This is a genomic window from Micromonospora humida (assembly GCF_016901255.1).
Taxonomy (GTDB): Bacteria; Actinomycetota; Actinomycetes; order Mycobacteriales; family Micromonosporaceae; genus Micromonospora; species Micromonospora wenchangensis.
Genome location: NZ_JAFEUC010000005.1, coordinates 258,966 through 270,846, shown reverse-complemented (window position 1 = coordinate 270,846; position 11,881 = coordinate 258,966). Strand labels below are relative to the sequence as shown.

Here is an 11,881-nt window from a genome sequence, read left to right as displayed (position 1 = left end):
CGGGTGGGGGTGCCGCCCTACGGGGCGCAGCGTGAACTGCTGCTGCTCAGCGACACCGACGGGGCCGGTCTGCCCCGGCACAACCCGATGCCCCGGGCCTGGACGCTGTGGCACGTCCGGGGCGAGGTGGACGTGCCGCGCCTGGCCGCCGCCATGCGGGCCGTCGCCGCCGGCAACGACGTGTGGCGCGCCCGGTTCGCCCCGGGCCCGGAGCTGGTGTACGGACCCGAGCAGCCCTTCCCGGTGACCACGGTGGACTGTGCCGACGTGCCGGCGGACCGGCTGCTGGAGGCGGCCGGGGCGGCGCTCGGCGAGGCGGTGTACGCGCCGATCGACCTGCGCCACGACCCGCTGGCCGGGGCCTGCCTGGTGCGGCTGGCCCCGGACGAGCACGCGCTCGCCCTCGTGGTGGACCACGGCTTCGCCGACCACGCGACGCACACCCGGTTCGTGCGCCGGGTGGCTGCGGCGTACCAGCATCCGGAGCGCACGCCGTCGCCGCTGCCGTCGTTCTTCGCCCACGCGGCCGAGGTCGCCGCGGACCCACGGCACACGGCGTCCCGGGAGTTCTGGGCGGAGGCGATGAGCCGGGACGTTCCCGCCGTCGCCTTCCCCGGCGGGCGCTGGAAGCCGTGGCGGGACACCACCGCCACCGCCGCCTCGCCGCTGCGGCTCGACGGCGCAACCACCCGGGCCATCCGGTACGGCCGCGACCTCACCGGCGCGACCGGCTCCGGGCTGCTCCTGGCGGCCCTGTCGTTCCTGCTGGGACTCTGGGCCGACGCGGACGTCCCGGTGCTGTACGCGCGGGGCGGCCGGTGGACCCGGGAGAGCGTCGAGGTGCCCGGCGCGCTGCACGAGGCGGTGGTGAGCGTACCGCCTGCCCGCCTGCCCGCCGCCTCGCTCGCCGACCATGTCCGTGCTCTCATCGCCGTCAACGCCGCCGCGCCGCCGCTGCTCGGCCAGTGGCTCACCGACTTCGGTGGGGTGGAAGCCCTGCGGGAACGGCGTCGGCTCGTGCTCAACGTGGTGGCGGCGGAGCCCACCGTCACGGTGGGCAACGCCACGATCGGCCCGGCGGGCCGGCTGCTGCGCGGCAGGGTACGCCCGCCCGCAGGTCGGCGCGGGTTCCCCGCCCACAACGCGCTGCACCTGGCGGTGACGTGGTCTGCCGAGCAGCCCGAGGTGACCGTCCACCACGACCCCGAGGTGCTGCCGGCCGCCGCTCCGGTGGGTGCCGCCCTGGTCCGGTTCTTCGCCCTGCTGGCCGAGCAACCCGACATCGCCGCCGACCGGGCCGCCGACCTGCTACGGGCGACGTGGCTGCGGACGGCCGACACCCCGACCACGGCCGCGTCGACCTGACGTGGTGTACCGCCGTGGCGGGCTGCTCCGACAGCACGACTTCCGGTCCCTGTGGCTCGGTGCGGTCGCGAGCCAGTTCGGTGCGCGGATGGCCCTGGTGGCGCTGCCGTTGGTGGCGGCCGGCCCGATGCACGCCTCCGCCTGGCAGGTGGGTCTGGTCGGCACCCTGGGCACGGTGGCGTTCCTGGTCGTCGGCCTGCCCGCCGGCGCGGTCGTCGACCGGGTGCGGCAGCGGCGGCTGCTCATCGGCACCGACCTGGGGCGGGCCCTGCTCGTCGCCTCGCTGGCCGTGCCGGCGGCACCGGGTGGAGTGGCGCTCGGCCAGTTGTACGTCGTCGTCCTCGGCGTCGGGGTGCTCACCGTGTTCTTCGACGTCGCGCACCAGAGTTACCTGCCCCGGGTGGTGCGGCCCGACGAGCTGGTCGAGGGCAACGCCCGGCTGAGCACCACCCTCGCGGTGGCGCAGGTCGCGGGGCCCGCACTGGCCGGGCTGGCCGTCGAGCTGGCCGGCACCGGACCCGCCGTCCTGCTGATCGCGGTGGGGTTCGCCGGGTCCGCCGCGTACCTGGCCCGGATCCGGACGGCCGATCCGCGGCCCGCCGCCACCGGCCGGTCCCGGCTGGCCGGGCAGATCCGCGACGGTGTGGCCTACGTGCTGCGCCACCCGGTACTGCGGGTGCTGGCGCTGGCCGGCGGCGCGTACAACATGTTCGCCCTGATGGTGCAGACGATGGTGCCGGTGCGGCTGGTCAGCGAGCTGGGCGCGTCCCCGGCGACGGCCAGCGCGTACTTCAGCGCGGGCGGCGCCGGCGGCATCCTCGGCGCGGTCGTGGCCCGGCGGCTGACCCGCCGGCTCGGGCAGTACCGAGCGGTCTGGCTCTGCCTCCTCGCCACCGCGCCGTGCGCGCTGCTCACCCCCCTGATCGACAGCGTCGGCGGGATCTGGCTGGCGGCCGGCGGCTACCTGCTGCTGTGGGCGGGAGCGACAGCCTCCAACGTGGCCCAGGTCAGCCTGCGCCAACAGTTGTGCCCGCCCGGACTGCTCGGCCGGATGAACGCCACCATGCGGTTCCTGCTCGGCGGGGCGATGCCGGTGGGTGCGCTGGCGGGCACCGTGCTGGGGGCCGCCGCCGGTGCCCGGACGGCCCTGTGGGTGGGTGCGGTCGGTCTGCTCCTGTCCTGCCTGCCGCTGCTGCGCCTGCGCGTCCCCGACCGGCAGCCCGCTTGAGCCTCAGCGTCGAGGATCCGATCTCGGTGGACCGCTCGACGGTGCGGCAGGGCGCTGTCGATCTCAGGGGCCCGCTACGGCGGATGGCGTTGCTTTCAGCGCGGCAGCGAGGGCGTCGGTGAGTTCGTCATCACCGGCACCGAGGAGACGACCGGCGGTGACGAACTCACGGGCCCGCAGGGTCAGGGCTTCGAGACGGGCGTCTGGCTGCAGGACGGCCGCGGAAGCCACCCGGGTGCCGGCCGCCCGTCTGGTGACGACCAGGCCGGCCGCCTCCAGTTCCTGGTATGCGCGAGCCACGGTTCCGTTGGCCAGCCCCAGATCGGCGGCGAGTTGCCTGACCGTCGGGAGTCGCTGCCCTTCCGCGAGCACCCCCCACCGGATCAGCTCGGCGATCTGCTGACGGACCTGTTCGAACGGGGGAACAGCCGAGGACGGGTTGATCCGGATGGCGGGGCCGCTCGTCATCCGGCTACCCCGTCGGCACCGATGTGGCTGGCGGCACCGGTCACGGCGCCGGGAAGCCGGTGCGGGGCCATCACCAGGGCACCCGCATAGCCGCCGAAGATGATCAGGCCGAGCCCGGCGAGGAGGCTGAGGGCGAGACCCCAGGCAGGTGAGCCACCAGCGCGCCAATCCCACTGGCGATCGGCGTACCAGAAGGCGAGGGTGGTGAACACGATGGCGAACACCGCCGTGCAGGTGTAGACCGTGCGGCGGATGGCGGCGTGACGCCAGGTGTTGTCCGCTGCCGCATCCGCCTCGTCGGCTCCCGCCTGGGGCGCACGGACGATCAGCCATACGATGACGATGGTCAGGGCGGCGGTGACACCAAGCGTGATCAGTGTGCTCGTGAGGCTGACCGGTGCCGCGGTGCCGAAGTACTTGACTTCGTGATCAGGGCGTTCGGGGGTGGGAAAGCCGGCGAAGAGCATGATGCCGACCCCGAGCAGCGCGACCACGACGACTTCCCGTCTCGGCGCGTAATCCCGCACGCGCCGGGGAACCAGGCTGGCGGTGCCACGGCCCCGGCCCGGTCGTGGCGTGACGGCTTCGCTGGCGAGAGCGCCGAGGAGAGTCGCCAGGACCAGGGCGATCGGAGCCAGATCAAACAGGTAGGTGCGGGTCAGTGCGAAGGCGGTCCCCACGCCGACAGCCATCCCGACCATTCGATACCGGCCACCAGTGGTCATGACCCCTCCTTGTATCGAAATACTGATACAAGAGTAACTATTTCCATAGCCCGTGTCACCCCCTGTGCACGTGACGGTGCCGGGGCGTTCAGGTCACCAGCCCGGTCCGGTACGCGTACACCACCGCCTGCACACGGTCGCGCAGGTCGAGCTTGGTGAGGATGCGTGAGACGTACGTCTTGACGGTCTCCTGACTGATCACCAGCCGGGCCGCTATCTCGCTGTTGGACAGGCCGTCGGCGATCAGGCGCAGCACCTCCAACTCGCGCGGCGTCAGGCCCGTGTCGTCCGGGGTGCCCCCGGCGGGGCGGATGCGTGCCGCGTACCGGCCGACGAGTTGCCGGGTCACCTCGGGTGCCAGCAGCGCCGCCCCGCCGGCGACGGTGCGGATACCGTGCAGCAGCTGCGCCGGTGGGGCGTCCTTGAGCAGGAAGCCGCTCGCCCCGGCGCGCAGCGCCTGGTAGACGTACTCGTCGAGGTTGAACGTCGTCACCACGAGCACCCTGACCGGGTGGGTCACCCCACTGCCGGCCAGCAGGCGGGTCGCCGCGATGCCGTCGAGGACCGGCATCCGTACGTCCATCACCACCACGTCCGGACTCAGCCGCCCGGCGAGATCGACCGCCTCGCGCCCGTTCCCGCACTCGCCCACCACCTCCAGGTCGGGTTGAGCGCCGATGATCGTCGTGAAGCCGGTCCGGATCAGCGCCTGGTCGTCGCAGACCAGCACCCGGATCGGCGCGGTCATGACGCGTCACCGGTGGGGATGCGGGCCCGGACGACGAAGCCGTCGTCCTCCCGGCGTTGCGCGCTGAACTCGCCGCCGAGCACGGTGACGCGGTCACGCAGCCCGGCCAGGCCGCGTCCGCTCCCACCCGGGCCGGCGGGGCGCGCACCCGGGCCGGCGGTGCTGATCTCCACCGTGATCTCCCTCTTCCCGTGGTGGACGTGCACGGCGGTGCGGCTGCCGTGGGCGTACTTCAGGGCGTTCGTCAGCGCCTCCCGCACGACCCGGTAGGCGGCGGCCTCCGCGCCGCCGGTGGTCTCCGCCGGGCTGCCGTCCTGGGTGAACTCCACCGGCTGCCCGGCCCGCCGGGTCTGCTCGACCAGTGCGGGCAGCTCCCCGACGGACGGCACGCGCGGGTCGGCGTGGTGGTCGGGGTCGAGCAGGTCGAGCAGGATCCGCAGGTCGGCGATGGCTCTCCGGCCGGTGTCGGTGATGGCGGTGAGGGTGGTGTCGAGGCGGTCCGGGACGGCTGTCAGGTAGCGTGCCGCCTCGGCCTGCACGACCATCGCCGTCACGTGGTGGGTCACGATGTCGTGCAGTTCACCGGCGATGCGGGCGCGTTCGGTGGCGCGGGCGGCCTCGGCGGCCCGCTGGCGGCGTTCGGCCTCGGCGGCCCGGCTCTGCCGCAGCCAGGCCCCGACGCCCCAGGCGAGGGTCAACGCCAGGTAGAAGGTGAGGAAACCACCCACACCCTCCGTCGACCCCTGCCGGTGCAGGGTGACCGCCAGGGCGACGTACGCGGCGGAGCCCACGACCAGGGTGGCGCGCCGACGACGTTCCAGGTGGACCCCGGCGTTGAGCAACGCGACGGCCAGCGCGGTGCCCGCGACCGTGTGGTAGGCGCGCACCTGGTCGACGGCGAAGCCGAGGGACACCAGGGCGAGACAGATCCCGGGCCATCGCCGGCGGACGGCCAGCGGGAGGCACTCCAGGGCGATCGCCACCACGGCCAACGCGTCGAACGGGCGGCCGGGCAGGTCACCGAGTTGCGTGCTGCGGTCCTGCAACACCGGGATCGGCGCGCAGGCGAGGGCGAGCAGCAGCGCCAGCGGGAGATCCCGGACCGTGACCGGCCAGCGCCGCCACCTGTCCGCAAGCGTCCGCAGGTCGACCATCAGGAGACGGTAACGTCTGCCGCCGGCACGTCGACCGGCCGGCGACGCGGGACGATGCGACCGCGACGGTGGGCCAGCGCCAGGAACACCACGGTCAGTGCCAGCCCCGCCAGCACCGTGTACAGACTGGCCTCCGGCCCGAAGTCGCCACCGCTGAGCAGCATCGGGCCCGACGTGCTGGCGTCCAGCAGTCCCTGCGACTCGCCGTTGCCGGAGACCACGACGCTGAAGATCCCCGCGGCGGCGAAGTTCCACCCGAAGTGCAGCCCGATCGGCACCCACAGGGTGCGGGTGGCGGCGTAGCAGGCGGCGAGCATGAAGCCCGCCTCGATCATGACGGCGGTCGCGCCCCACACGCTCGCATCGGGGTTGGCCAGGTGGACCAGGCCGAACAGCACCCCGGTCAGCAGCAGCGACAGCCAGGTCCCGAGGCGTTCCTCGACGAGGCGGAACAGCAGGCCCCGGAAGAGCAACTCCTCGGTCACGGCGGCGGCCGCCATGAACCCGAACAGGCCCACCATGCCGGTCACCGAACCCGTGCCGTGCACGTGGTAGCCACCCAGCAGGGCGATGGTGACGACGACGGCGGCGAACATGACGAACCCGATGACCGCGCCCCGGACGATCCGGGCGCCGGCACCGCACCGGGCCAGCTCCGTGACCTCCCGTCCCTCGGTACGACGCACCACCCACCGGTACGCGAGGAGCGTGGCCACGGCGGTCGCCGTGCCGAGGAGCAGGGTGAGCCAGGGGTTGTCCTGCACCGCCGCGACGGCCCGGCTGCCGACGAGAGCGGCTGCCGCGACGGCGAGGACCTGTTTCAACACACGCATGACGGGTTCCTTTGCGAGGTGGGCGGCCGAGGTGCCGCGGGCCACCTGGAACGCTAGGGATCGGCGGGCCGGGAATCGTCACCGTGCGGTGGACACCTGCGGGTAGCTCTCGCGGGTGACAAGCATGGTGCCCGACGTGCCCCCGCTGCCGGACCGGCAGCGGGGGCACGGGTGGCCGCCTACCGGGTCACGGCAGGGTCCACTTCTGGTTGGCGGCGGACAGGCAGGTCCAGAGGTGGACGGCCTGGCCGTCGGTGGCGCTGTTGTTCGACACGTCGAGGCACTTGTTCGACTGGGGGTTGCGCAGGGTGCCGTCGGTCTGGGCGGACCAGTTCTGGGCGGCGGTGCCGTTGCAGGTCCAGAGTTGGATCTTCGTGCCGTCGGCGGAGCCGCCACCGGAGACGTCCAGGCACTTGCCCAGCGCCTTGACGGTGCTGTTCGGGGTGACCGTCCAGGTCTGTGCGGCACTGCCGTTGCAGGTCCAGATCTGGATCTGCGTGCCGTCGGCGGTCGCCGCGTTGCGGACGTCCAGGCACTTGCCGCCGAGCCCGACGATCGGCCCGGTACCCGGGGTGCCGGGGGTGCCGCCGCCCCGGACCAGGGTGAAGTCGTCCACGTCGAACAGACCGGTCCCGGAGCCGGTGAAGGTCAGGTACACGGTCTGCGTACCGGTGGGCACCCCGGCCAGGGTGGTGCTGACGTCGGCGTACGTGGTCCAGCTTCCGGTGTTGGGCACCGCCACCTGGCCGAGCAGCGGGCCGGTGGCCGAGCCGGTCCTGATGCCGATGGTGCCGCCCGCTCCACCGGAGACCACCCGGGCCCGCAGCGAGGTGACCCCGGTCAGGTCGAGACCCGGGTACGCGGCCCAGTCGCCCGGGTCGACGTAGCCGAGGGTCTGCCCGCCGTTGGCCCCGGCCTTGGTGAACGCGCTGACCCCGTTGGCCGAGCCGAACGCCTCGGCCTGCACCGTGGTGGTGCCGCCCGGGGTGCCGCCCAGCTCCTTGATCCGGACGTTGCGGAACGACACGTCGTCGCCCGTACCGTGGTTCTGGAGCCCGATGTGTCCGGCGAGCGAGCGGGCCGGGTCGGTGTTGGTGAAGTCGTTGATCTTCCGCCCGTTGAGGAGGACCTGGAGCCGTTCCCCCTCGACCAGCAACTCGTAGGTGTTCCACTCTCCCTGCGGGTTCAGGGCGGCGTCCCGGGCGGCCAGGTCGGCGGACTGGAAGGTGTAGACCGCGCCGGTGGTGCGGTCGGCGGCGTCGGTGGCGTCGATCTGGATCTCGTACCCGTTGTCCACCGCCGACCAGGGGTCGGTCGACGGCGGGAAGCCGATGAAGACGCCCGAGTTGTCGTCGCCGGCCATCCGCCAGTCCAGCTTCAGCGAGTAGTTGGTGAACTGCCTGGCGCTGTACCAGTACAGGCCCATGCCGCCGACGGAGGTGAGGGTGGCGTCGGCGTTGCCGAAGCTGCCCGGACCGGCCTGCGACCAGCCGGTGGTGGACCCGTTGTAGAGGGTGACGTAGCCGGTCTCCGGGCGGCAGTCGGCCTTCGCCCGACCCGCCGCGTAGCGGATGCCGCCGAGCAGGTGGCTGCGGAACGCGGCCTCCGTGTACGACCCCTGGGTGTGCCCCAGGCCGGTGTAGAACGACCGGCCGGAGTTGACCGTCTTGCACCAGGAGATCGGATGGTCACCGCCCATCGACCCACCCGAGTACGACGACTCGTCCAGGGTGACGAGGACCCGGGCGCCCGAGCGCGGGTTGGTCTGGTAGTTGTACCACTCGTCGGTGCGGGTCCAGGTCTGCGGCAGGTGTCCGGTGGCCGGGTGCGCCCGGTTCTCGACGCGGATGGTCGCCTGCTGGATGGCCGGGTGTGAGGCGAAGTAGCCCCCCACCAGGCTGCCGTAGTACGACCAGCCGTATTCGGTGTCGGCGGCGGCGTGGACGCCGACGTACCCGCCGCCGCCGTTGACGTACGACTCGAAGGCGGACTGCTGTGCGGCGTCCAGGACGTCGCCTGTGGTGTTGAGGAAGACCACCGCCTCGTACTGGGCCAGGTTCGCGGTGGTGAACCGGGACGCGTCCTCGGTCGCGGTCACGGTGAAACCGTTCGCGGTGCCGAGTTCCCGGATCGCCTGGATACCGACAGCGATCGAGTCGTGCCGGAACCCGGCGGTCTTGGAGAACACCAGCACGTCGTACGGGGCGTCGGCCGCACCGGCCGGCGTCGGGACGGCAAGCACCGCGGCGGCGGCGGTCACCGCGCCGAGGACGGATCGAAGGAGTCTGCGCATGTCACTCTCCCGGACGGGGTGGAGGGTGGTGCCGGGGCACCCCGAGGGTGCCCCGGCGGGCGGGTTACGGCAGGGTCCACTTCTGGTTGGCGGCGGCCAGGCAGGTCCAGAGGTGGACGGCCTGGCCGTCGGTGGCGCTGTTGTCGGACACGTCGAGGCACTTGTTCGACTGGGGGTTGCGCAGGGTGCCGTCGGTCTGGGCGGACCAGTTCTGGGCGGCGGTGCCGTTGCAGGTCCAGAGTTGGATCTTCGTGCCGTCGGCGGTACCGCCACCGGAGACGTCCAGGCACTTACCCAGCGCTTTCACGGTGCTGTTCGGGGTGACCGTCCAGGTCTGGGCGGCGGTGCCGTTGCAGGTGTAGATCTGGATCTGGGTGCCGTCGGCGGTGGCGGCGTTGCGGACGTCGAGGCACTTGCCGCCGAGCCCGACGATCGGCCCGGTACCGGCGGTGCCGCCGGTGACGAACGTGAACGTGTCGAGGTCGAACAGCGCCCCGGTGCCCCCGGCGAAGGTGAGGTAGAGCGTGCCGGTGCTGGCCGGCGCGCCGGAGAGGGTGCCGGTGACGGTGGTGAAGGTCTCCCAGCCGCCGGTGACCGGGACGGTCGCCTGGCCCAGCACGGTGCCGGTGGGTGAACCCGTCCGCACCTGGAGGGTGCCGCCGACACCGTTGGAGGAGACCCGGGCGCTGAACGAGGTGGCCTTGTCCAGCCGGTACGGCTCGAACGCGATCCAGTCGCCGTTGTCGATGCTGCCGACGGTCTTGCCGCCCTCGGCGGGGGTCTTGTCGTAGACGGTGATCCCGGACGAGGTCTTGAAGTGCTCGGCCTGGCGCTTGCGCGGTTGGAGGGTGTGCTGCCGGTGGGTGGTCAGCCCACCGGCGTCGGTGTACTCGGCGTCGAAGACCGCGAAGATGTTCGCCGCGTCGTCGTGCTCGCCGTCGACCGGGATGGTGATCGTGCCGGAGCAGCCGTTCTTTGCGGTGATCTGGTGACCGTGCTGGTCGTGGCCGAGCACGTAGGTCATCCTGACCCTGGTGCAGTCGATGGTGCCGTCCTCGGGATCGGTGACGGTGATGCTGAACGGCACCGTGTCGCCGTAGGAGAACAGCGAACCGTTCGCCGGGCCGGTGATGGTGACCGTCGGGGCGGTGTTGCCGACGCCGATCTGCACGCTGGCCGTGCCGGTCGCGCCCTGCGGGTCGCGGACGGTCAGGGTGACGTTGTAGGTGCCGTTGGCGGTGAACGTCTTGCTGGGGTTGGCCGCCGTGGAGGTGGTGCCGTCACCGAACGCCCACGAGTAGGTCAGCGCCCCACCCTCCGGGTCCGACGACCCCGCCGACGAGAAGGCCACCGTCAGCGGGGCCGCCCCGGAGGTGCGGTCGGCGGCGGCGACGGCGGTCGGCGCGCGGTTGCCACCGCCGACGTAGTCGTACCGGTACAGCGCCGAGTTGGCGTCACCGTTGAAGTAGCCGGTGCCGTAGTCGAGGACGTACAGCGCGCCGTCCGGGCCGAACGCGGAGTCCATCACCTGCTTGCCGTTCCAGGGAAACGACGCGTCGATGGCACCCCGGGAGCCGTCGGCGTTGACGTGGATCGGTTTGATCCAGCCCCGGCCCAGCTCGGTGGCGAAGAACTGGCCGTCGAAGGACTGCGGGAACTTCGTGGTGGACGGGTTCGAGGCGCTGTAGCGGTAGACCGGGCCGGCCATCGGTGACTCGGAGCCGCCGCCGAACTCCGGCGGGGTGCCGGCGTCACCGGCGTACCGGATCCAGGCCGGCTGCGCCGCGGGCAGGGTGGGCAGGCCGGTGTTGCGGAACGAGTTGTTCGTCGGCCCACCGGCGCAGTTGTACTTCGCCCCTGCGGTGCCGGCGGCGAAGTCCCACTCCGCGTACGTCTCGGCGGCGGTGTTCGTGCCGGTGCAGTACGGCCAGCCGTAGTTGCCCGGCCCGGTCACCCGGTTGAACTCGACCTGCCCACTGGGGCCGCGCGTGCCGGTGGTGCCGGCGTCCGGGCCGTAGTCGCCGACGTAGACGACCCCGGTGGCCCTGTCCACGCTCATTCGGAACGGGTTGCGGAACCCCATCGCGTAGATCTCCGGACGGGTCCGCGCGGTGCCCGGGGCGAACATGTTCCCGGCCGGGATCGAGTAGCTGCCGTCCGCGTTCACCCTGATCCGCAGGATCTTGCCGCGCAGGTCGTTGCTGTTGGCCGCGCTGCGCTGCGCGTCGTACGCGGGGTTGCGGTTGGTCCGCTCGTCGATCGGCGCGTACCCGGCGGAGTCGAACGGGTTGCTGTCGTCGCCGGTCGACAGGTACAGGTTCCCGGCCGCGTCGAAGTCGATGTCCCCGCCGACGTGGCAGCAGATGCCCCGGTCGGCCGGCACGTCCAGGATGGTGACCTGGCTGGACGTGTTCAGCGTCCAGTTGGCGTTGAGGGTGAACCGGGACAGCCGGTTCACGCCCTGCCAGGCGGAGAAGTCCGTGCCGGTGGCCGGGGCGTCCCCGGCGGGGGTGGACAGCGGCGGGGCGTAGTACAGGTAGACGTGCCGGTTGGTGGTGAAGTTCGGGTCCACCCCGACGCCCTGCAGGCCCTCCTCGTCGTGGGTGTAGACGGGGATCGTGCCCACCACGGTGGTGGTGCCGGCGGCGTCGGTGCGCCGAAGCGTGCCGTTGCGGGCGGTGTGCAGCACCGACCGGTCGGGCAGCACCGCGATGGTCATGGGCTCGCCGACCTCGGGCTCCCCCTTGGCCAGGGTGACCTGCTGGAAGTCGGTGGGGTTGATGGTGTGGGCCTGGGCGGGGGCCGGGCTGCCGAGGGCGATCAGCCCGGCGGCGGCGACCAGGAGCAGTGCGGAGCTGACCGACGCCGTTCGCCGGCCGAACGCGCCATCGTGTGAGGACACTGGCTGTCCGTCCCTTCCTGACGTTCGAATGCCAGGGCGGGCGCGCGCCGTCGCGCCGGATGCCGTAGCGGGGGAGGGGGTCGATGGATCACCGCGCCGCCGGTTCACCTCGCTGAAACACTTGCGTGATGGCGAAGACATTAAGCTGTTTCGATTCCGCTGTCC

9 protein-coding genes are annotated in these 11,881 nt (G+C 72.3%); 2 read left to right on the top strand and 7 right to left on the bottom strand.

Going from position 1 to position 11,881, the window contains the following annotated elements; translation table 11 throughout:
- The first annotated feature begins 3 nt into the window (after nt 1-3).
- Together JQX11_RS12800 and JQX11_RS12795 are read left to right on the top strand one after the other, a co-directional pair.
- Complete coding sequence (locus JQX11_RS12800; protein WP_204925195.1) at nt 4-1,365, top strand: condensation domain-containing protein; 1,362 nt, start codon at nt 4-6, stop codon at nt 1,363-1,365.
- Between the two features lies 1 nt (nt 1,366).
- Nucleotides 1,367-2,593 carry an MFS transporter gene (locus tag JQX11_RS12795; protein WP_204925194.1) on the top strand — a complete coding sequence of 409 codons (1,227 nt, stop codon included), beginning with the start codon at nt 1,367-1,369 and terminating at the stop codon, nt 2,591-2,593.
- 63 nt (nt 2,594-2,656) lie between these two features.
- Here JQX11_RS12795 and JQX11_RS12790 read toward each other — a convergent pair whose 3' ends face one another.
- The 7 genes from JQX11_RS12790 to JQX11_RS12760 form a co-directional block, all read right to left on the bottom strand.
- On the bottom strand, nt 2,657-3,061 hold the full coding sequence (locus tag JQX11_RS12790) for a GntR family transcriptional regulator (RefSeq protein WP_204925193.1): 405 nt from the start codon (nt 3,059-3,061) through the stop codon (nt 2,657-2,659).
- Nucleotides 3,058-3,786 (bottom strand): hypothetical protein, encoded by a 729-nt coding sequence (locus tag JQX11_RS12785; RefSeq protein WP_204925192.1) that lies wholly within the window; start codon nt 3,784-3,786, stop codon nt 3,058-3,060. The genes JQX11_RS12790 and JQX11_RS12785 overlap by 4 nt, the downstream gene beginning before the upstream one ends.
- Nucleotides 3,787-3,874: 88 nt before the next feature.
- The gene (locus JQX11_RS12780) at nt 3,875-4,534 is read right to left on the bottom strand and encodes a response regulator (RefSeq protein ID WP_204925191.1); all 660 of its coding nucleotides are present in this window, start codon (nt 4,532-4,534) and stop codon (nt 3,875-3,877) included.
- Nucleotides 4,531-5,688: a sensor histidine kinase gene (locus JQX11_RS12775; RefSeq protein ID WP_204925190.1), complete on the bottom strand. Its 1,158-nt coding sequence runs from the start codon at nt 5,686-5,688 to the stop codon at nt 4,531-4,533. Before JQX11_RS12775 ends, JQX11_RS12780 begins: the two co-directional genes overlap by 4 nt.
- Nucleotides 5,688-6,521: a CPBP family intramembrane glutamic endopeptidase gene (locus JQX11_RS12770; protein ID WP_204925189.1), complete on the bottom strand. Its 834-nt coding sequence runs from the start codon at nt 6,519-6,521 to the stop codon at nt 5,688-5,690. The genes JQX11_RS12775 and JQX11_RS12770 overlap by 1 nt, the downstream gene beginning before the upstream one ends.
- A 187-nt stretch (nt 6,522-6,708) precedes the next feature.
- Nucleotides 6,709-8,814: a ThuA domain-containing protein gene (locus JQX11_RS12765; protein ID WP_204925188.1), complete on the bottom strand. Its 2,106-nt coding sequence runs from the start codon at nt 8,812-8,814 to the stop codon at nt 6,709-6,711.
- Nucleotides 8,815-8,878: 64 nt separating this feature from the next.
- Complete coding sequence (locus tag JQX11_RS12760; protein WP_372444581.1) at nt 8,879-11,857, bottom strand: PQQ-dependent sugar dehydrogenase; 2,979 nt, start codon at nt 11,855-11,857, stop codon at nt 8,879-8,881.
- Nucleotides 11,858-11,881 lie beyond the last annotated feature (24 nt).

Bases quoted from the DNA above. Each gene is read 5' to 3' on its own strand.
- JQX11_RS12790 (WP_204925193.1), bottom strand. From the start codon at position 3,061: ATGACGAGCGGCCCCGCCATCCGGATCAACCCGTCCTCGGCTGTTCCC.
- JQX11_RS12785 (WP_204925192.1), bottom strand. From the start codon at position 3,786: ATGACCACTGGTGGCCGGTATCGAATGGTCGGGATGGCTGTCGGCGTG.
- JQX11_RS12780 (WP_204925191.1), bottom strand. From the start codon at position 4,534: ATGACCGCGCCGATCCGGGTGCTGGTCTGCGACGACCAGGCGCTGATC.
- JQX11_RS12775 (WP_204925190.1), bottom strand. From the start codon at position 5,688: ATGGTCGACCTGCGGACGCTTGCGGACAGGTGGCGGCGCTGGCCGGTC.
- JQX11_RS12770 (WP_204925189.1), bottom strand. From the start codon at position 6,521: ATGCGTGTGTTGAAACAGGTCCTCGCCGTCGCGGCAGCCGCTCTCGTC.
- JQX11_RS12765 (WP_204925188.1), bottom strand. From the start codon at position 8,814: ATGCGCAGACTCCTTCGATCCGTCCTCGGCGCGGTGACCGCCGCCGCC.
- JQX11_RS12760 (WP_372444581.1), bottom strand. From the start codon at position 11,857: ATGTCTTCGCCATCACGCAAGTGTTTCAGCGAGGTGAACCGGCGGCGC.